We start from the raw sequence: 20,091 nt of genomic DNA on the forward strand, positions 1-20,091 counted from the left end.
CACGGGTGGTGTCGCCGGGCCGCCCGGTTGGGGCGCTGCCGCAGGCATCCGCTCGGCCACGCAGCCAGCCGCCCGCGCGGCATCCGCTTGCCGCTTTCTCATGGTCCGTCCAGAGCCGCTCCGATAAGCTGGGCGCGCGGTTGTAGTTCACTTCCGCCCCCGTACCGAGGAGCTTGTTCGTATGACTTTGATCGAGGAATTCCTCATGCCCGGCGGCGGCACGAGCATCAACACCCTGCCCAAGGTTTCGCTGCACGACCACCTCGACGGCGGCCTGCGCCCGCAGTCCATCATCGAACTGGCCGACTCCATCGGATTCGTGCTTCCCACAACGGATGCCGACGCGCTCGGCGAATGGTTCGCCGACCAGTCCAACGCGGGCTCGCTCGTGGAATACCTCAAAACCTTCGACGTCACGACCGCCGTGATGCAGACCAGGGAGGGCCTCAGCCGGGTTGCCCGCGAATTCGTCGAAGACCTCGCCGACGACGGCGTCATCTACGGGGAGATTCGCTGGGCTCCCGAACAGCACCTGGCCCGCGGACTCACCCTCAACGAGGTCGTCGAAGCCGTGCAGGACGGCATCGAAGCCGGCATCGAGAACGTCGAAAAGTCTGGCCGGAGCATTCGCATCGGCCAGCTCATCACCGCGATGCGCCACGCCAACCGCTCACTCGAAATCGCCGAACTCGCCGTGCGCTACCGCTTCGACGGCGTCGTCGGCTTCGACATCGCCGGCGCTGAAGCCGGCTTCCCGGCCGGCACCCACCGCGCCGCCTTCGACCTGCTGGCCCGCGAATTCATGCCGGTCACCGTGCATGCCGGCGAGGCCGACGGCCTGGACAGCATTCGCGGTGCCCTGTTCGACGGCCGCGCGCTGCGCCTCGGCCACGGTGTGCGCCTCGCCGAAGATGTCACCATTGAACGCCAGGACGACGACAACACCTTCGTCACCCTCGGCCCGGTAGCCCAGTGGGTTCGCGACCGCGAACTCACGCTCGAACTGAGCCCGTCCTCGAACCTGCAGACCGGAGCGGTCGCCGCCTGGGGCGAGGAACTGTTCGACCACCCGTTCGACCTGCTCTACCAGCTCGGTTTCAAGGTCACCGTCAACACCGACAACCGCCTGATGAGCGACACCACCCTCACCCAGGAACTTGCCCTGCTCTCCGACGCGTTCGGCTACGACCTGGGCGACCTCGAGACCTTCCAGCTGAACGCCGCCCACGCCGCGTTCCTGCCGCTCGAAGACCGCGAAGAACTCGTCGAAGCCATCGAAACCGGCTTCGGCGAGGCCTGACACCGGTCTGGCTCGCCGAGTTGGCTGAGCCGACTCACTCCTGAATAGTCGAAAGAAAAAATGCCACTGCCGCACCTCCCGCTTGACGCCATCACGATCGGCGCGCACGCTGACGACTGGCCGGCCGCCATCACGGCGGCCGGTGACGCCCTCGTGCGTTCCGGCGCCGCGACATCCAATTACACCGATCGCATGATCGAGGTGATCCGCGAATTCGGTGCCTATATCGTGATCGCGCCCGGTCTGGCGCTCGCGCATGCCCGCCCGGGAGCGGATGTTCTCGCCGACGGGCTCTGCGTCGTCACCCTCGCCGAGCCGGTCGCCTTCGGGCACCCGCACAACGACCCGGTCAGCGTGATCGTCGGCCTGGCCGTGACCGGCGCTGACGACCACCTGCAGTTCGTCGCCGAACTCGCCAACGTGTTCAACGACCCGAAGGTGATCCCGGCCCTCGCCGGTGCGACCACCGCCGAGTTCGTGCAGAGCGTGTTCGGGCAGACCGTGGCACCCGAATGAAGATCGTCGTGATGTGCGGCGTCGGGCTCGGCACCTCGGCGATCCTCAAGGTCAACGCCGAGCGCGCCCTCGACCGTCTTGACATCGAGGCAAGCGTGCAGGCCACGGATGTCGCCGGAGTGCGGGCCGCCGCGGCCGATGCGCAGGTCATTCTGACCTCATCCGAGCTCGTTGATGCGATCGGCAAGACCAACGCCGACGTGATCGTCATCAACAACTACTTCGACGTCGACGAACTCGTCGCCAAGCTCGAGATCGCGCTGGGTTCCTAGCTCCTCCCACTTTCGATCATGGGCCCGGTTTCCTAAGGTGGGCCCAGCAAGCGGATGGCCTCCACCCACTCCGCCTACGCGATCAGCGCGTGCATGCCCCGCTCGAGTTCGTCGAGCGCCGCCTGAGCGGCCGAGCGCCGCTCCACCAGGGTGCCGACCGTGCTGCGGGTGTCGATGTACACCTTGAGCTTCGGCTCGGTACCGCTCGGGCGCACCATCACACGGGACCCATCGGTCAAGCGGATGCGCAGCACGTCACTCGGCGGCAGGTCGCCGAACCCCCACCGAAAGTCGTCGATCTCGTCGACGCGAATGCGGCCCACGTGGGTCGGCGGGGACTCCCGCAGCCGCGTCATCACGAGCGCAATCGTCGACAGCTCGCTGACCCGCACCGAGATCTGGCCCGAGGCGTAGTGTCCGAATTTCTCACTGAAGCGGTCGAGATACCCGGCGAGGGTCGTCCCCTCCGCCTTGAGGTCACTCACCAGCGAGAGCAGCGCGACGGCGGCCGAAATACCGTCCTTGTCGCGCACGGTCTCCGGGTTCACCAGGTAGCCCAGCGCCTCCTCGAAGCCGTAGACCAGCCCCGGCACGCGGGATACCCATTTGAAGCCGGTGAGGGTCTCGACGAAACGCAGGCCGTAGGCATCCGCTACCGCGTGCAGCGCCGGCGTCGACACGATCGAGCAGGCCAGCGTGCCCGTGTTGTCAGCGGCAACAGCGTCGGGATCGGGGGAGGTGAGCGCGGCGGCGCGCCAGCCGAGAACGGCGCCGACCTCGTTGCCGCTCAACCGCCGAAAACCGCTCGCGCTCGACAGGTCGGGGATGGCGACGGCGAGACGGTCAGCATCCGGATCGTTGGCGATGATGAGTTCGGCGCCCACCTCGCGCGCGGTCTCGTAGGCGAGGTCCATCGCGCCGGGCTCTTCCGGGTTCGGAAACGCCACGGTCGGAAAAGCGGCGTCGGGGGCGATCTGCGCGTCGACGAGGGTTGGCAGGTCGAAACCCGCCTTCTCCAGCACTCGGCGGGTGGTGTCCCAGCCGACCCCGTGCATGGCCGTGTACACCGCGTTCACCTGCGCGCGCGGTGTGTGCGCGAGTGACGCCGTGGCAGCGATGTAGGCGAGCACCACGTCTTCCTCGGCGGTCTCATACGCGCCGCGCGGAAGCTTCAACACCTGTTCGTCGGCGGCAACGCGCAGAATTTCGTCCGAGATGGCCTTGTCGTCGGGGGAGACGATCTGCGCGCCGTTGTTCGCACCGCCGAGGTACACCTTGTAGCCGTTGTCGTTCGGCGGGTTGTGCGACGCGGTCACCATCACACCGCAACTGGTGTCGAGGTGGCGCACCGCGAAGGCCAGCACGGGCGTCGGCAGTAACCGCGGCAAGAGGATGGCGCGCACCCCCGCGCCCGCCATGATCGCCGCCGTGTCGGTCGCGAAAACGTGGGAATTCTTGCGTCCGTCGTAGCCGATGACGACCGACGGTGTCACTCCCGGGGCGGCACGCCGCCGCAGGTAGGTGGCGAGGCCGGCCGCGGCCTGCGAGACGAGCACGCGGTTCATCCGGTTCGGGCCGGCGGAGATCTCGCCGCGCAGCCCGGCCGTGCCGAAGGCGAGCCGGGTGTCGAAGCGGGAGTGCAGGTTCGACAGAGCCACGGTGTCGCCGTCGTCGACGGCGTTGATCAGCGTGCGCAACTGCGCCTGGGTCTCCGGGTCGGGATCCTGGTTGAGCCAGGCCCTGGCCGCCTGCAGCAGCGCCGCGGTGCGGTCGGTCGAGGCCGGCGGGGTCTCCTGGGCGAGCGGAGCGGTGGCGAGGTCGTCGTCCCCGGTGCTGCCCGGGGTGATCGTCGAAATGGCGACCGTCGGTTCGAAATCATCGTCGGTATTCTGTGTGAGGGGCGCACCGGCATCCGAGCGGGAATCGTCGGGAATGATCGGCAGGGCGCGGGTCGGCGTCGGGTCCTCGTCGGCGTCATCAGAGTCGGTGACGCGGGGCGCGGCATCCGCTGCCGTCGCAGGCGCAGCAGCAGGCGCCGCAACGGGCGCAGCAGCAACGGGCGCAGCCGCAACGGGCGCAGCATTGGGCGGCGTGACGGGGACGGAAGCGGGCGACGCGGCATCCGTTGCCGAAGCCGGCGGGCCGGAGTGGCGGCCGCCGGTGCGCTCTGCCGGACGGTCGACCTCCGAACCGGGCTCGCCCTGGCCGGTCACAGTGCGGCCACGATCCGCGCGAGCAGCGCGCTGATCACCGGTTCAGCGAGCGCACCGGCCTCGATCACTTCACCGTGGCTGAGCGGAGTCTTCTGAATGCCGGCCGCGAGGTTGGTGATGAGCGAGAGGCCCAGCACCTCCATGCCGGCCTGTCGGGCCGCGATGGCTTCGAGCGCGGTCGACATGCCCACGATGTGGCCGCCGATGGCCTTGGCCATCTGCACCTCGGCCGGGGTCTCGTAGTGCGGCCCGCGAAACTGGCAGTACACACCCTCGTCGAGGGTTGGGTCGATGCTGCGGGCCAGGTCGCGCAGCCGCTGCGAGTACAGGTCGGTCAGGTCGACGAAGGTTGCGCCCTCGAGCGGCGAATCACAGGTGAGGTTGATGTGGTCGCTGATCAGCACCGGGGTTCCCGGCGTCCACGATTCACGGATGCCGCCGGCCCCGTTGGTCAAAATCATCGTCGTCGCTCCGGTCGCCGCCGCCGTGCGCACACTGTGCACGACCCGGCGCACACCGTGGCCCTCGTAGTAGTGGGTGCGGGCGCCGATCACGAGTGCGCGCTTGCCGCCGGGCAACAGAATGGAGCGCAGCGTGCCGGCGTGACCGGCCAGCGCGGGGGCGCTGAACCCGGTGATGTCCGCAGCGGCCACGGTGTGCGTGGTCTCACCGATCAGGTCGGCGGCCTTGGCCCAGCCGCTGCCGAGCGTGAGAGCGATGTCGTGCCGGGGGACTCCCGTGATGCCGGCGATCTCCGCGGCGGCTGACCGTGCTGCCTCGAACGGATCTGTTTCGGGCAGGTCTAACGGGTTGATCTCGTTCGTGAACATTTCACTACTCTAGAACCCCCATCGCGGGCATGGAGATTCTGCGCGAATTCTGCTCATCGGCGCGCCGAACGGGCGCCGAGACGCCCATTCGGTGCGTTTTCGCCCATTTCGGGGGACAAAGCAGGCGGCGTCGGCCCGCAGACGGTTTTGTGAGGGGTGCGCGGGCCACGAGAATGGACTACATGGCCTATGAGTTCGAACGCAAGCAGCGCATCGCAGTATTAGGCGGTGGGCCCGGCGGATACGAAGCGGCCATCGCCGGAGCACAACAGGGTGCCGACGTCACCCTCATTGAAAGCGTCGGTGTCGGCGGTTCAGCCGTGATCACCGACGTCGTCCCTTCCAAGTCGCTCATCGCCACGGCCGAGGCTTCGAACTCGATCGGCGAGGCCACCGACCTGGGCGTGCAGTTCTTCGTACGCGGCGAGACCGGCAAACCGCTGCGCCCCGAAGTGGCCATCAACCTGGCCGCCGTGAACAAGCGACTGCTCGCTCTCGCCCGCCAGCAGTCCGAAGACATGAAGGCCACGCTCATTCGCGCCGGCGTGCGCTACGTGCAGGGCCACGGACGTCTCGACGGCACCACCGGCATCATCGTCGCCACCTCGGGCGACGCAACGGCCACCGACTTCGACCGCATCGACGCCGACACCCTCGTCGTCTCGGTAGGAGCCAGCCCGCGCGTGCTGGCCTCGGCCATGCCCGACGGTGAGCGCATCCTCACCTGGACCCAGCTCTACAACCTCAAGGCCATTCCCGAACACCTCATCGTGGTCGGCTCCGGTGTGACCGGCGCCGAGTTCGCCTCCGCCTACCGCGCCCTCGGCGCGAAGGTCACCCTCATTTCCAGCCGTGACCAGGTTCTGCCCGGTGAAGACGCCGACGCCGCCAACGTCATCGAGAACGTCTTTAAGCGCAACGGCATGACCGTGCTTTCCAAGTCGCGAGCCTCCTCGGTTGAACGCACCCCGACCGGCGTCGTCGCCACCCTCGCCGACGGACGCACGGTCGAAGGCAGCCACTGCCTCATCGCCGTCGGCTCCATTCCGAACACCGCCAATATCGGCCTCGAGCAGGCCGGGGTGCAGATCACCGACTCCGGGCACATCCAGGTCAACCGGGTCGCCCGCACCTCGATTCCGAACATCTACGCGGCCGGCGACTGCACGACCGAGATCCCGCTGGCCTCCGTGGCTTCTATGATGGGCCGCACCGCGGTGTTCCACGCCATGGGCGACACCGTCAACCCCATCGAGATTCGCAACGTGGCCGCGAACATCTTCACCCAGCCCGAGATCGCCACCGTCGGCTACACCCAGAAGCAGATCGAAGACGGACTCGCCCAGGGCGAGATCTACAAGCTGCCCCTGTCGCAAAACCCGCGGGCCAAGATGATGGGAATCAAGGACGGCTTCGTTAAGCTGTTCGCCCGCACCGGCAGCGGCACTGTCATCGGCGGCGTCATCGTGGCCCCCAAGGCCAGCGAGCTCATCTTTCCGCTCGCCCTGGCCGTCGAACACCGACTCACCGTCGACGAGGTCGCCCGCACCTTCCCGGTCTACCCCTCGCTCACCGGCTCCATAACGGATGCCGCGCGAGCGATGCACGTAGTCCTCTAGTTCCCGACGCCCTGCGCATGCTTCCGTCGACGGGGTTGGGGGCAGGGCATCCGCTCCTCAGCTCAAACAATGCCGGTTTCCAGGAAGAGATCCGAGAAAAGCGTTCGGATCCCTTCCTGAAAACCGGCATAACTCGTCACCCCGCGAATACCCCGCCCCCGCCCGGTCCCGCAGATACTCTCGCGTCGGACAAACGCATGTGACCGGCCTCGGGGGCCGGGTTATTCGCGGAGTTGCGAGTTTTGCGGTGTTTCAGGGCTCTGCGCACGCTTTTCGCGCAGGGCCCTGGAACATCGCAATGTTTGAGCGGGGAGCGGATGACCCGGTTTCCGGGGCCTACCTCGAAAGCATGCGCCAGCCTCCGAAACGCACGGCCGACGGGAAAACGAAGGGGCTAGGCGGCGTCGGAGACCGTCAGCAGGACGCTGCCGGAGGAGACCGTCTCGCCGACGACCGCAGTGACGTTGCCGACGGTGCCGTCGCGGTGCGCGACGAGCGGCTGCTCCATCTTCATGGCCTCGAGCACGAGCAGCAGGTCGCCCTTGACGACCGTGTCACCCTCGGCGACGAGCAGCTTGACGATGGTCGCCTGCATCGGTGCCTTGATGGCGTCTCCGGTGGCGGTGTCGACGGCGTGCAGGCCGCCGCGACGCTTGGGTGCCGGTCCGACCGAGCGGGCGCTCGCGCCGCCGGGCAGCAGCCGGGTGGGCAGGGTCACCTCGATGCGGCGTCCCTCCACCTCCACGACGATACTGTGGCGTTTCTGCGGTCCGGCGGCGTCTTCCATGCTGCCGCTCCACGGTTCGATGTCGTTCTCGAACTCGGTCTCGATCCAGCGGGTGAAGACGGTGAAGGGTTGGCCGTCGGTCGGTGCGAAGGCGGGATCGCGCACGACCTTGCGGTGGAAGGGCAGCACGGTGGGAAGGCCGGCCACTTCGAACTCGTCGAGGGCGCGGCGCGAACGCTCCAGCGCCTCTTCGCGGGTCGCGCCGGTGACGATGAGCTTGGCGATGAGCGAGTCGAACGATCCGCTGATCACATCGCCGGACTGCACGCCGGTGTCGACACGCACGCCGGGGCCGCCGGCCGGCTTGAACACGTGCACCGGGCCGGGCGCGGGCAGAAAGCCGCGGCCGGCATCCTCTCCATTGATGCGAAATTCAAACGAGTGAGCGGATGCGACGGGGTCGCCGTAGGTGAGCTCCCCACCCTCGGCGAGACGGAACTGTTCGCGCACCAGGTCGATGCCGGTGACCTCTTCGGAGACGGTGTGCTCGACCTGCAGGCGGGTGTTGACCTCGAGGAACGACACCGTTCCGTCCTGGCCGATGAGAAACTCGCAGGTGCCGGCGCCCAGGTAGCCGACCTCTTTCAGAATGGCCTTGGAGGCTCGATACATCTCGGTCGTCTGCGCGTCGGTGAGGAACGGGGCCGGAGCTTCTTCGACGAGCTTCTGGTGCCGGCGCTGCAGCGAGCAGTCGCGGGTCGATACGACGACGACGTTGCCGAACGCGTCGGCCAGGCATTGGGTTTCCACGTGGCGGGGGGAGTCGAGGTACTTCTCGACGAAGCATTCGCCGCGACCGAAGGCGGTGATGGCCTCGCGGGTGGCCGAGTCGAACATCTCGGCGACCTCGTCGCGGGTGCGGGCCACCTTGAGGCCACGCCCGCCGCCACCGAAAGCGGCCTTGATCGCCACGGGAAGGCCGTGCACGTCGACGAAGGCGAGCACCTCGGCTGCGTCGGTGCAGGGGTTCAGGGTGCCGGGTGCCATCGGCGCGTTGACCTTCTCGGCGATCTTGCGGGCCGAGACCTTGTCGCCGAGCTGCTCGATGGCTTCGGGCGACGGCCCGATCCAGATGAGCCCGGCACTGATCACGGCGCGGGCGAAGTCGGCGTTCTCGGCCAGAAAGCCGTAGCCGGGGTGCACGGCGTCAGCGCCGCTCCGCCGGGCGATCGACAAAATCTTGTCGATGACGAGGTAGGTTTCGGCGCCGCTGGTGCCGTCGAGACCGTACGCCTCGTCAGCGAGACGGGCGTGCAGGGAATCGCGATCCTGGTCGGCGTAGACGGCGACAGAGAGAATTCCACTGTCTTTCGCGGCACGGATGACCCGAACGGCGATCTCGCCTCGGTTGGCGATGAGGACCTTCGTTATGAGTGACACAATCACCTAGCCTATTGCCCCGTGCCACATCCCTTTTGGTTCTGTCCCACAAAAAGACTCGGCAGATTCTTGCGGATGCCTACAATTACAGCGCTCCCGGGCGATTCCACAGGGTCGGCCACTCGTGTCCGAGGGCCCGCACCAGGCGCCGCAGCGTGGGCAGTGACAGCCCCACCACCGTTGACGGGTCGCCGACGATGCTCGTGATGAAGGGAGCGCCAAGGCTGTCGATGGTGAACGCGCCAGCCACGAAGAGGGGCTCACCGGTGGCGATATAGGCGTCGAGTTCGGCATCGTCGAGGTCGTCGGCGAAGGTCACCTCGGCCACCGCAACCGCGCCGATCGCCCGGCCGGGCACACCATCGGCGAGCTCGATCAGCCAATGCCCGGAGTACAGGGTGCCGGTGCGCCCGCGCTGGCGTTCCCAGCGTTCGCGCGCGGCATCCGCTGTGTGCGGCTTGCCGTAGATCACGTCGTCCAGCACGAACACCGAGTCACCGCCGAGCAGCAGCCCGTTTAGCGGTTCGGCCAGCCGAGCGGATGCCGCAGCCTCCGCTTTGGCGCGCGCCAGCAGCTCCACGAGCACTCGCGGCTCAAGCGCTGAGCCGCGCACGGTCTCGGTCTCGGCGACGACCCGCGCCTCGTCCACGTCGGGGTTGATCAGCACCGGCTCGATGCCGGCTGCGCGCAGCAGGGCGAGACGGGCCGGAGACGTGGAGGCCAGATAGAGGCGCATGATGATCCTTTTCAAACGAGGCGTGGGCATCCATTCAAGCAGGCGGCAACCGGCAGCCGGCCAGGCGGTGTGGGATCATCGTTAGATGAGCAACACGAGTAGCCAGCCCGCCACCCCCGCCCCGACGTCGTCTGCGACGGTCGGCGACGAGCTTGAGCTCGACATCACCAACGTCGCCCACGGCGGAATTTTCATCGCCCGGCACGAGGGCCGCGTCATCTTCGTGAGCGACACCCTGCCGGGGGAGCGGGTGCGCGCCCGCCTCACCGAGGCCAACCACAAGAGCTTCTGGCGGGCCGAGACCGTCGCTGTCATCGACGCCGCAACCGAACGTCAGCCGCACATCTGGAGTGCGGCCTCCGTGGAGCGTGCTCCCGAAGACCGCGCCGGCGGGGCCGAATTCGGTCACATCGAGCTCGGCTTCCAACGCGAACTCAAACGTCAGGTGCTCGCCGACGCGCTGCAGCGCATGGCCGGGATCGTCACCGATGTGGTCGTGGAGCCGGTCGCGGTCAGCGCGAAAGCCAGCCCGGGTGACGCGATGGACGGCACCGGATGGCGCACCAGGGTGAGCCTGCACGTGGCCGACGACGGAACCATCGGCCCGTACGCCGCGCGCAGCCACCGGGTCATCCCGGTCGACGACCTGCCGCTCGCCGAGCACGAGCTCGAACTGCGCGCCCCGCTCGACACTCTCTTTCACAACGCGGCGAAGATCGATCTGGTCGCGCCGAGCAAGGGCGACGTGCAGGTGCTCGTCTCGGCCAAAGACGCCACCGGTAAGCCCAAGCGGGTGCCGCACGGGCTGATCCACGAGATCGTCGCCGACCGGGAGTTTGAACTGGACCGTTCCGGATTCTGGCAGGTGCACTCGATGGCCGCCGACACCCTGTACCACGCCGTGCAGAACATCATCGATCCGAACATCTTCGACCCGCGCGCCTCCAACCTCGACCTCTACGGCGGCGTCGGCCTGCTGGCCGCAGCCGTCGGCGACCGGTTCGGTTCGACGACCCGCATCACCTCGGTGGAAAGCGACCCGGACGCGGTCGCCTTCGCCGCCCGCAACCTCAAGGAATGGGCCGGAGCAACCGCGGAAGCCGACCGCGTCGACCGTTTTCTGCAGCGTCTGCTGCGCGAAGCGGATGCTGCGGAGCGTGCCCGCCTCGCCGCCGCCACCGTCGTGCTCGACCCGCCGAGGTCCGGCGCCGGAGCGGCCGTCGTCGACCAGCTTGTGACCCTCGCCCCGCAGCAGATCGTGTACGTGGCCTGCGACCCGGTGGCGCTCGCCCGCGATGTGGCACTGTTCGCGAAGCAGGGCTACCAGCTAAAAACCCTGCGCGCTTTCGACCTGTTCCCCAACACCCACCACGTCGAAGCCGTCGCCCTGCTCTGCAAATAGCTATCGTTGACACTAGACAATCCGAAAGCAGCCACACCGTGAGCTACGCAGCAACCGATCCCGCACCATCCACCCCCACGTCGGCACCCGTGCGCGTCGGCATCGTCGACGACCACGAGTCGGTGCGACTGGGCTTGCAGGCCGCCTGCGAGAACGCCGGCTACGAGGTGTTGTTCGCTGCAGCGACGGCGCAAGCCCTCGTCGACGGCCTCGCCGGTCGCAAGTGTGACGTGATTGTGCTCGACCTCTCCCTCGGCGACGGATCTCTCGTCACCGACAACGTGCACCTGGTGCAGTCCACCGGCTCCGCCGTTTTGGTGCACAGCATCGCCGACCGGGTCGCCTCGGTACGGGAGGCCCTCGCGGCCGGTGCGGCCGGGGTCATTCCCAAATCGTCGCCGACCACCACGGTGATGGCCGCCGTCGCGTCGGTCGCCCGTGGCGACGTGCTCAACAACCTCGAGTGGGCCACCGCCATCGACGCCGACCGGGACTTCGCCAAGGCGCAGCTCGGTCGCCGCGAACGCGACGTGCTGCACCTCTACGCCTCGGGCCTGCCGCTCAAGATGGTCGCCATGCAGCTGGGTATCGCGCACTCCACCGCCCGGGAATACCTCGACCGCATTCGCGTGAAGTACGTCGAGGTCGGGCGCCCGGCGCCGACCAAGGTTGATCTGCTGCGGCGCGCCGTTGAAGACGGAATTCTGCCCGGGCTCGACGTGACCGAAGCTGACCGCGGTGTCTAAACGGGCCGCCCGTGTGGGCGACCACGGCACCACCAGCACCCTGGTGTCCACCGCCACCCAGCCGTTCGCGGCGGTCGGCGGTGAGGCAGGCGGCACCGAGGGCAGCCTGTTCGGTCGGTCCCGGCAGCCGCGCAACCCGATCAGTCACGCGCAGATCGAGATTGCGCTCTCCCGCTCGGTGGCCGGAGTCGCGGTGATCTTCGCCGTGCAGACCCTGCCGCTCATGCTCGAGCAGCTGTCGACCCGCAAAACCGAGGCGGCGATCCCGCTCGCCGGCCTGCTCGGCCTGTCGATTCTGGTGTTCGTCGTCGCCACGCTGCTGCGGCGCGGCATTCGCACGTCGGCGGCCGTGGTGAGCGGCATCTACCTGCTCGCGCTGCTCGTCTGGCCGCTGGTCATGATCGATCCCACCCTGGTGCTCGAGAGCAAACCGTGGCTGTGGTACCTGTGCACCGTCGCCACCTCCTGTGCGGCGATCGCTTTTCCACTGTTTTGGGCCGCCGTGTACACCGTTGTCACCCCGGTGGCCTTCGGACTGGTGCGGCTGCTGCCCTCCGGCGGCGAAGCAGAGAGCCTGCTCGCCGTGCTCGACACCTGCTACGCCATGCTCCTCGGCGGTGTGGTGCTCATCATCATCTACGTGCTGCGCGAGGCCACGGCCAAGGTCGACACCGCCCAGTCGAACGCGCTGTCCAAATATGCCGTGGCAGTGCGCCATCACGCCACCGAGGTGGAACGGGTCGAGGTCGACTCCATTGTGCACGACAGTGTGCTCGCCACCCTGCTGTCAGCCGCCGGCGTGCGCAACGAGAAGGGCGCGGAACTGGCGGCGGCGATGGCTCGCAGCGCCATCATCCGCTTGCAGGAGGCCAGCGGTGAACGCAACCTCGACGATGCGTCGGTCGCCGTCAGCAAGCTGGTCGCTCGCCTGCGTACGGCGGCAATCGAGACCGGAGTGTTCACCGTGACCGAGCAATGCGTCGACGCGATCAGCATTCCGGAGCACGCCGCCGAGGCGCTCTACTCGGCGAGCGTGCAGGCCATGGTCAACAGCGTGCAGCATGCCGGCCCCGCCCAGTCGCGCCGGCTCATCATCGGCGGCAACGATCAGAACGGATGCACCATCAGCATCAGTGACACCGGCCGCGGTTTCGACGTTGCCAGCGTTGACAGCGCCCGACTGGGCCTGCGCGTGTCGATCCACGACCGGGTGCTGAGCGCCGGAGGCGTGGCCGTGCTGCGCACGAGCCCCGGCCTCGGCACCACCATCACCATCACCTGGCCCCGGCCCGACGACGAGGGCGCCGCGTTGAACGTGAACTCGCCGGACGGGGGTATCCGATCATGACCGGTGTCGTGGTGGTCTCTCGAACGCTGACTCTTATAGTGGCGACCTGCTTTTCCGGTTACCACGTGCTGCTCGGCCTGTATTCGATCAACGAACCGGCCTCCTCGATGCCGATTTTGGCGGCGATGGGGCTGTACATAGTGGCGACCATTGCGAGCCTCTGGCCCACCAGCCCGATGCGCATGTCGCTGCCGCTGGCCCTGTTCAACGTGGCGGTCGCCATCGCGATTCCGCTGATCGTCGGCAGCCAGCTTGACGGTTCCTCCACCACTCTCGGCTATGCCACCTGGTATGTCGCGGCGATCGGCACCCTGATGACGATCACGGCCACCCGCAAGCGCCCACAGCTGGCGCTGCTGGGTGTGGGGACTCTCGTCGTGCACAGCGTGCTCTGGGCGGGGCTCAGCGACGTGGGGAGGGGAGGCATCCTCGGCAGCGTGGTCTGGGCCGGAATCGGCGAGCTGGGGCACATGGGCGTCATCGGCAGCGTGGTCTGGGTGATGGCCGCCGCCGTGCTCTCCAAAGCGCTGGTGAAAGCCGGCCGGGACGCCCGCCAATACGCTCGAGCCGAGCGGGAGGCCAGCGGATGGCACGCCGCCCAGGAGGCCCACCTCTACGAGCGCCAGGTGCGACTCACCCAGACCATGCGCCTGGCCATGCCCATGCTGCGCCGCATCAGCGACAGCAACGGCAATCTCAGTGAGGCGGACCGCCAGGAATGCCGGCTGCTCGAAGCGGCCATTCGCGATGAAATTCGCGGGCGCCGACTGCTCAACCACGCGGTGCGGGAGCAGGTGATGGCCGCCAGACGACGCGGTGCCAGTGTGACCCTGCTCGATGAGGGCGGCATCGACGACCTCAACGGTGCCGACCTGGAGATTGTACTCAACACCCTCGCGACCGCTATCGGCCGCACGAGTGCCGACAAGATCATCGCCCGCACGTCGGCGGACAGTGCGACCGTCGCGGTGACCGTGGTTGGCCTGAGCAGTCCCGACCCGGCGGAGAGTGCCCTCGGGCCGGACTCCTCCAACGAAGAGGTCGACCTGTGGTTGGAAATCCCCCGGCAGGCTGAGCCCGCCGTCTCTGCCTAAAACTGCGCGTGCCGCGCATCGGGCGGGGCGCAGCGGGCACCGGCATCCCCCTGGCGAGAGGGGCGTGCTCAGCTGGCGAGAGCCGTGTGCGCTCAGCTGGCGGCAGGAACGCGAAAGGGGACCAGCCGAAGCTGATCCCCTAACGACTATTCGAGAAAGGACGACAACCCGAATGCCATCCGTTCTCGCCCCCAACACATTCGCTCGCTTACCCTAGTCAGCGAATGATTGGTGGTGAAACTCCAGGAGCGTCACCGAGCACTTCTATTCTGACCGAACGAATGCGCCTGCACAGTCGGCATTTAGGAGGACAGACATACCGGTAGTTGCGCCCCGCCCCGCCCCACCCCAGCCCCACCCAACACGTGGACGGGGCCCGGGCCCCGTCCCTGGGCCCAGTTTATAAACTGGGCCTGTGGACGGGGCCCGGGCCCCGTCCAAAAAAAGCGGGGTGAAAGCGGGAGCGTTAGCCGGTGAAGCCGCGCCAGCGGCCGGGGCCGGGGTGCACGGGCTTGCGAAGCGGGCGCTGGCTCTGCTGCCAGGCGCTCTGACCGGGTTCCGGGGCGGCCCGACGCTCGTCGGATTCCTCCCGCAACAGCCCACGGATGACGGCACTCACCGCCGACACCTCGGCGTCACTCACGTGCGTGGTCACGAAAACCAGCTCCGACGGATCAAACTCTGAGGGCTTCACAGAAGAAGGCATCAGAGCGGAATGTTCCCGTGCTTCTTGGCCGGCAGCGAAGCCCGCTTGGTGCGCAGCGCCCGCAACGCCTTGACGACCGACACGCGCGTGGCGGCCGGTTCGATGATGCCGTCGAGTTCTCCGCGTTCCGCAGCGAGAAACGGGCTCGCCACGTTGTAGGTGTATTCGTTGGCCAGGCGGGTGCGCACCGCGGCGACGTCTTCGCCGGCCTGCTCGGCCGCCTTGATCTCGGCACGGTAGAGAATGTTCACGGCGCCCTGGCCACCCATCACGGCGATCTCCGCGGTCGGCCAGGCCAGGTTGGTGTCGGCGCCGAGCTGCTTGGAGCCCATCACGATGTACGCGCCGCCGTAGGCCTTGCGCAGAATGACCGTGACGAGCGGCACGGTGGCCTCCGCGTAGGCGTAGAGCAGCTTGGCCCCGCGACGGATGATGCCGGTCCATTCCTGGTCGGTGCCGGGCAGAAAGCCGGGCACGTCGACGAGGGTGAGAATCGGAATCGAGAACGCATCGCAGAACCGCACGAAACGTGACGCCTTCTCCCCGGCCTCGATGTTGAGCGTGCCGGCCATGGCGTTGGGCTGGTTGGCGACGATGCCGATCGAGCGGCCCTCAACCCGAGCGAACCCTACGACGATGTTCGGCGCGTACAGCGGCTGCGTCTCAAGGAACTCGCCGTGGTCCACGATGTGCTCGATGACCGTTTTCACGTCGTAGGGCTGGTTGGGCGAATCGGGGATGATCGTGTTGAGGCGACGGTCGGCATCCGTTGTTTCGAGCTCGACCTCGCTGTCGAACACCGGCAGCTCGGCCAGGTTGTTGTCGGGCAGGTAGCTGAGTAGGGCGCGGGCGAAGTCGAGCGCGTCGGGCTCGTCGCTCGCGAGGTAGTGCGAGACGCCCGAGATCTTGTTGTGGGTGAGGGCGCCGCCGAGCTCTTCCATGCCCACGTCTTCGCCGGTGACGGTCTTGATCACGTCGGGGCCGGTGACGAACATCTGGCTGGTCTTGTCGACCATGATCACGAAGTCGGTCAGCGCGGGCGAGTAGACCGCGCCGCCGGCGGCCGGACCGCAGATGATGGAGATCTGCGGAATGACACCGGATGCTGCCGTGTTGCGGCGAAAGATCTCGCCGTACTTGCCGAGGGCCACGACGCCCTCCTGAATGCGCGCTCCGCCGGAATCGAGAATGCCGATGATCGGCACTCCGGTCTTGAGGGCGAGATCCATCACCTTGATGATCTTCTCGCCGGCCACCTCGCCGAGCGAACCGCCGAAGATGGTGAAGTCCTGCGAATACACGGCCACCTGGCGGCCGTGGATGGTGCCGGTTCCGGTAACGACGGCGTCGCCGTAGGGCCGCTTCTTCTCCATGCCGAAGGCCACGGTGCGGTGCCGCACGAACTCGTCGAGCTCTATGAAGGAGCCTTGGTCGAGCAGCAGGTCGACGCGCTCGCGGGCGGTCATCTTGCCCTTGGCGTGCTGCTTCGAGGTTGCGGTGGCCCCGCTGGCGGTCACGGCTTCGTGATAGCGCAGCTTGAGGTCAGCGAGTTTTCCCGCCGTCGTATACAGGTCGGGTGCCGCAGCGGGCGTCTTGTCAGTCACCATTTCACTCTACCGGCACCCCCCGACCGCTCCCCGTTGACGATGTTCCACAACTTTGCCGCGCAACACTGCACGTTTCCCCCTGCAGCCACCCAAGCCAGCCCCAAGTTCCTGTCTCTCCCGCCCTCTTCGTGGCTAATTCAGGAAATCCGTCGGGATATCGGTCAGAACGGGGTGTTTGCGGGCCGAATCGAGCGAATATCCTGAATTAGCCACAGCGCAGGCCGGTGACCACCGGCAGAAACCCGGTGCGCGGGCACGAGAGGGTTGTCACCATGGAGTTTTCGCTCAGCCGCGCCGAGGTGACCCGGTTCGAGTACCGGTCTGAGGCCGCCTCGACCAACGATGTGCTCAAAGAACTCGCCACAGCGGATGCCGCAGCCTGGCCCGACCTCTCGGTGATCGTCACCGACAACCAGACTCAGGGGCGTGGCCGGCTCGGCCGCGTGTGGTTGGCCCCGACCGGCAAAGCCCTGGCCATTTCGGTGCTCGTGCGCCCGCAACTTCCCCCGGCGAGCCTCGGCTGGTTCCCGCTGCTGGCTGGCGCCGCCATGACCCGGGCCGTCAGAAAAACCGTCGAAGCCAGCATGCAGCCGGTCAAAGACGTGAAAGAGGCCGAGACGCCCCGCCACGACACGACTCTCAAATGGCCCAACGATGTGCTCATCGACGGGTACAAGGTGTGCGGAATCCTCTGCGAGCTGCTGCCCGACGGCGAGGGCATCATCATCGGCGCCGGCCTCAACCTGTCGCTCGACGAGCACGACCTGCCCACCCTCACCTCCACCTCGCTGCTGCTGGTCACCCGCACCGCGCCCGACCCCGACCAGGTGCTCGCCGCCTACCTGCACGAGCTCGTCACGCTCTACGACGCTTTCGTGCAGGCCAACGGCGACGCCCAACACGATCTGCACGCCGCCGTCACCCAACTCTGCGGCACCCTCGGCAGCGTCGTGCGGGTCGAGCTGCCCGGCGGCACCGACCTGGTCGGCACCGCCACCGGCATCGACAGTGAGGGCCGATTGCAGGTCGTCAGCCAGGCCGATGGCGAGCAATGGTCTGTCGCCGCCGGCGATGTCACCCACCTGAGGTATTAATAGAAGTAATGAAACCGAAGAAGACCGAGACGAACGAGACCGAACCCTCCGGCTACGCCCGTGAGAGTCGGCCCGAGAAGGTCGTCGCCCGCCTGCGCCCGCACGCCCGGGTGCTCGCCTGGCCCACCCTGCTTCTGTTCGTTCTGGCCGGCGCCACCGGCTACTTCTTCGGCAACCTGCCCGAGCCCTGGCAGAACGCGGCCCTGCTGGCCGGCGCCATCGTGTTCGCCGTGCTCGGCTGGCTGCTGCCGCTCGCCGCCTGGCTCACCAAGCGTTACACGATCACCACCCGCCGCATCATCTTTCGGCACGGCTTCTTCGTGCGCACCCGGCAGGAGCTGCTGCACAGCCGCGGCTACGACGTGAGCGTGCGGCAGAACTGGGTGCAGGCCGGGTTCCACTCGGGTACGGTGCTGATCAATTCGGGGCTGGAGCATCCACTCGTGTTGAAAGACGTTCCCAACGTCGACCTCGTGCAGAGCACCCTGCACGACCTCATGGAGCAGGCGACCACCGTCATGGGATCCCGACGGCAGGAACAGTCGGCCCTCGCCGCCGAGTCAGCGTTCTGGGGTCGCCGTTAGCCGAATCGCTCCGGTGCGCGTGCTGACCGACCCGATACCAGCGGATGCCGCAGCGCCAGCCCCAGAAACAGCCCCGACCCCAGAAGCACCCCCAGCAGCAGAAACAGCCGGAGCCCCGCTCCGGCTCGGCGCAAACACCCAGTAGCGGTACAGCGTGAAGCGGAACACCGCGCCGAGCAGCAGCCCCACGACGTTGCCGGCGATGTTGTCGGCGAGAACGCTCGTGTAGCCGAGCACGTAGTGGCTGAACCAGAGGCAGGCGATGCCGATGCCCATGCCCACCAGGCTCACCGCGAGAAACTCCAGGCCCTCGCGCATGGTGTGGTTCTGCCGGTTCTTGCTGAAGGTCCAGAAGCGGTTGCCCAGCCAGTTCACCAGGATGGCCAGCACGGTCGAGATGACCTTGGCGTAGATCGGGCCGGCGTGCACCTCGGCGGAATCCAGCACGGTGGTGCGCAGCAGGTTGAACACCGTGAAGTCCACCACGAAGCCGAGCGCACCGACGGCGCCGAACTTGAGGCCCTGACTCAGAAAGCTGAGCAGGCGCTGCTTCAGGGTGATCGACATGCGTCCGTCCGACGTTCGGTAAAGTAGAAAAGCACTGAAGTCTCGCAGTCTACGGCGGTTCAAAACCCCCGGGCTGGGTATCCACGCGCGTTTAGCTGAACGCTGGCATAGAAAATGGTGAACAGATGGCTTTGACCGTCGGTGTGATTGGCGCAGGCCAGCTGGCCCGCATGATGATTCCCGCGGCCGTGAACCTCGGCATCGACCTGAGGGTTCTCGCCGAAGCCGACGGCATGTCCGCCGAGCTCGCCGCCGTGCGCGTCGGCGATTACCGTGACCTGCCCACCGTGCTCGCCTTCGCGAAAACCGTCGACGTGATCACCTTCGACCACGAGCACGTGCCGCAGCAGATTCTGCGCGAGCTCGTACGTGAGGGCGTCACCGTGCATCCCGGCCCCGACGCCCTGCTCTACGCGCAAGACAAACTGCTCATGCGCGAGAAACTCGCCGAGCTGGGCCTTCCCGTACCGGACTGGGCCCGCATAACGGAGCCGTCGGGCCTCGCCGACTTTTTGCAGCAGCACGGCGGCCGCGCCGTGGTGAAGACCGCTCGCGGCGGCTACGACGGCAAGGGCGTGCGCGTGGTCAGCCACGAACACGACGTCGACGACTGGTTTCAGGCGCTCGCCGAAGACGGCAACGACGGTGCCCTGCTGGTCGAAGAGCTCGTGCACTTCAGCCGCGAACTGGCCCAGGTGGTGGCCCGCCGCCCGAGCGGCGAGATCGCAGTCTGGCCGGTCGTGGAGACCGTGCAGAAGGGCGGCGTCTGCGCCGAGGTCATTGCGCCGGCCCCCCAGTCCGCGGGGCGACTGGCCGACGTCGCCACCGACATCGCCGTGGCCGTGGCCGAGGGCATCGGCGTCACCGGGGTGCTCGCCGTCGAACTGTTCCAGACCACGGATGAGCGCCTCCTCATCAACGAGTTGGCGATGCGCCCGCATAACAGCGGTCACTGGTCGATCGACGGTTCCACGACCAGCCAGTTCGAACAGCATCTGCGGGCGGTGCTTGACCTGCCGCTCGGTGCGACCGGTGCCAGGGACCCGTGGACGGTCATGGTGAACATCTTCGGCGGACCGGCCTCGGGCTCACTCGGTGACCGGTATGGGGCGGCTCTAGCGCAGCATCCGCACGTGAAAGTGCACAACTACGGCAAGGCCTCCCGGCCCGGCCGCAAGGTGGGCCACGTCACCGCGGGCGGCGACGATCTCGACGAAGTTGTCTACCAGGCGCGTGCCACTGCACAAATCTTTCAGGACTGAGCCATAGGATCATCTGCGTGCCAGAGAA

General features: G+C 67.3%; 18 protein-coding genes. 11 read left to right on the top strand and 7 right to left on the bottom strand.

Annotated elements, in window-relative coordinates; all coding sequences use genetic code 11:
- The first annotated feature begins 181 nt into the window (after positions 1-181).
- From BMW72_RS04115 to BMW72_RS04125, 3 genes are read left to right on the top strand one after another with little or no spacing between them, the layout of a single operon-like run.
- Positions 182-1,300 (top strand): adenosine deaminase, encoded by a 1,119-nt coding sequence (locus tag BMW72_RS04115; protein WP_092107506.1) that lies wholly within the window; start codon positions 182-184, stop codon positions 1,298-1,300.
- Positions 1,301-1,360: 60 nt separating this feature from the next.
- The gene (locus tag BMW72_RS04120) at positions 1,361-1,816 is read left to right on the top strand and encodes a PTS sugar transporter subunit IIA (RefSeq protein WP_092107508.1); all 456 of its coding nucleotides are present in this window, start codon (positions 1,361-1,363) and stop codon (positions 1,814-1,816) included.
- Positions 1,813-2,088, top strand: coding sequence for a PTS sugar transporter subunit IIB (locus BMW72_RS04125; RefSeq protein ID WP_092107510.1), 276 nt, complete (start codon positions 1,813-1,815; stop codon positions 2,086-2,088). The genes BMW72_RS04120 and BMW72_RS04125 overlap by 4 nt, the downstream gene beginning before the upstream one ends.
- Before the next feature lie 74 nt (positions 2,089-2,162).
- Here BMW72_RS04125 and BMW72_RS04130 read toward each other — a convergent pair whose 3' ends face one another.
- Together BMW72_RS04130 and BMW72_RS04135 are read right to left on the bottom strand one after the other, a co-directional pair.
- Entirely contained in the window at positions 2,163-3,845 is a 1,683-nt protein-coding gene (locus BMW72_RS04130) for a phospho-sugar mutase (protein WP_092107639.1), read from the bottom strand.
- Positions 3,846-4,297: 452 nt separating this feature from the next.
- Positions 4,298-5,131, bottom strand: a complete 834-nt coding sequence (locus tag BMW72_RS04135) for a purine-nucleoside phosphorylase (RefSeq protein ID WP_092107512.1) — start codon at positions 5,129-5,131, stop codon at positions 4,298-4,300.
- A 182-nt stretch (positions 5,132-5,313) separates the two neighbouring features.
- Between BMW72_RS04135 and BMW72_RS04140 the strand changes: the two genes are divergently transcribed.
- Positions 5,314-6,750 (top strand): NAD(P)H-quinone dehydrogenase, encoded by a 1,437-nt coding sequence (locus tag BMW72_RS04140; protein ID WP_092107641.1) that lies wholly within the window; start codon positions 5,314-5,316, stop codon positions 6,748-6,750.
- A gap of 394 nt (positions 6,751-7,144) precedes the next feature.
- Here the strand turns inward: BMW72_RS04140 and BMW72_RS04145 are convergent, their stop codons facing one another.
- Both BMW72_RS04145 and BMW72_RS04150 read right to left on the bottom strand, forming a co-directional pair.
- Positions 7,145-8,917, bottom strand: a complete 1,773-nt coding sequence (locus BMW72_RS04145; protein ID WP_092107643.1) for an acetyl/propionyl/methylcrotonyl-CoA carboxylase subunit alpha — start codon at positions 8,915-8,917, stop codon at positions 7,145-7,147.
- Positions 8,918-9,002: 85 nt separating this feature from the next.
- Positions 9,003-9,653 carry a Maf family protein gene (locus BMW72_RS04150; protein ID WP_174721729.1) on the bottom strand — a complete coding sequence of 217 codons (651 nt, stop codon included), beginning with the start codon at positions 9,651-9,653 and terminating at the stop codon, positions 9,003-9,005.
- 85 nt (positions 9,654-9,738) lie between these two features.
- On the opposite strand from BMW72_RS04150, the gene BMW72_RS04155 reads away from it, so the two are divergent.
- The 4 genes from BMW72_RS04155 to BMW72_RS04170 are packed head-to-tail and all read left to right on the top strand — an operon-like array spanning position 9,739 to position 14,243.
- Positions 9,739-11,055 (top strand): class I SAM-dependent RNA methyltransferase, encoded by a 1,317-nt coding sequence (locus BMW72_RS04155; protein WP_092107514.1) that lies wholly within the window; start codon positions 9,739-9,741, stop codon positions 11,053-11,055.
- A 38-nt stretch (positions 11,056-11,093) separates the two neighbouring features.
- Complete coding sequence (locus tag BMW72_RS04160) at positions 11,094-11,801, top strand: response regulator transcription factor (RefSeq protein WP_092107516.1); 708 nt, start codon at positions 11,094-11,096, stop codon at positions 11,799-11,801.
- The gene (locus tag BMW72_RS04165) at positions 11,794-13,149 is read left to right on the top strand and encodes a sensor histidine kinase (RefSeq protein WP_134450390.1); all 1,356 of its coding nucleotides are present in this window, start codon (positions 11,794-11,796) and stop codon (positions 13,147-13,149) included. Before BMW72_RS04160 ends, BMW72_RS04165 begins: the two co-directional genes overlap by 8 nt.
- Positions 13,146-14,243 carry a hypothetical protein gene (locus BMW72_RS04170; RefSeq protein WP_092107520.1) on the top strand — a complete coding sequence of 366 codons (1,098 nt, stop codon included), beginning with the start codon at positions 13,146-13,148 and terminating at the stop codon, positions 14,241-14,243. The genes BMW72_RS04165 and BMW72_RS04170 overlap by 4 nt, the downstream gene beginning before the upstream one ends.
- A 466-nt stretch (positions 14,244-14,709) precedes the next feature.
- On the opposite strand, the gene BMW72_RS04175 is transcribed toward BMW72_RS04170, so the two are convergent.
- Positions 14,710-14,949 (bottom strand): acyl-CoA carboxylase subunit epsilon, encoded by a 240-nt coding sequence (locus tag BMW72_RS04175; RefSeq protein WP_134361023.1) that lies wholly within the window; start codon positions 14,947-14,949, stop codon positions 14,710-14,712.
- On the bottom strand, positions 14,949-16,556 hold the full coding sequence (locus BMW72_RS04180) for an acyl-CoA carboxylase subunit beta (protein ID WP_092107524.1): 1,608 nt from the start codon (positions 16,554-16,556) through the stop codon (positions 14,949-14,951). Before BMW72_RS04180 ends, BMW72_RS04175 begins: the two co-directional genes overlap by 1 nt.
- A gap of 224 nt (positions 16,557-16,780) precedes the next feature.
- Between BMW72_RS04180 and BMW72_RS04185 the strand changes: the two genes are divergently transcribed.
- Both BMW72_RS04185 and BMW72_RS04190 read left to right on the top strand, forming a co-directional pair.
- The gene (locus BMW72_RS04185; RefSeq protein WP_241983950.1) at positions 16,781-17,650 is read left to right on the top strand and encodes a biotin--[acetyl-CoA-carboxylase] ligase; all 870 of its coding nucleotides are present in this window, start codon (positions 16,781-16,783) and stop codon (positions 17,648-17,650) included.
- A gap of 8 nt (positions 17,651-17,658) precedes the next feature.
- Positions 17,659-18,234: a PH domain-containing protein gene (locus BMW72_RS04190; RefSeq protein WP_092107528.1), complete on the top strand. Its 576-nt coding sequence runs from the start codon at positions 17,659-17,661 to the stop codon at positions 18,232-18,234.
- On the opposite strand, the gene BMW72_RS04195 is transcribed toward BMW72_RS04190, so the two are convergent.
- Positions 18,211-18,801, bottom strand: coding sequence for a GtrA family protein (locus BMW72_RS04195; RefSeq protein WP_092107530.1), 591 nt, complete (start codon positions 18,799-18,801; stop codon positions 18,211-18,213). The genes BMW72_RS04190 and BMW72_RS04195 overlap by 24 nt on opposite strands.
- A gap of 125 nt (positions 18,802-18,926) precedes the next feature.
- On the opposite strand from BMW72_RS04195, the gene BMW72_RS04200 reads away from it, so the two are divergent.
- Positions 18,927-20,063 (top strand): 5-(carboxyamino)imidazole ribonucleotide synthase, encoded by a 1,137-nt coding sequence (locus BMW72_RS04200; protein WP_092107532.1) that lies wholly within the window; start codon positions 18,927-18,929, stop codon positions 20,061-20,063.
- Positions 20,064-20,091 lie beyond the last annotated feature (28 nt).

Source organism: Cryobacterium luteum (assembly GCF_900110125.1).
In the GTDB taxonomy this organism is placed as follows: Bacteria; Actinomycetota; Actinomycetes; order Actinomycetales; family Microbacteriaceae; genus Cryobacterium; species Cryobacterium luteum.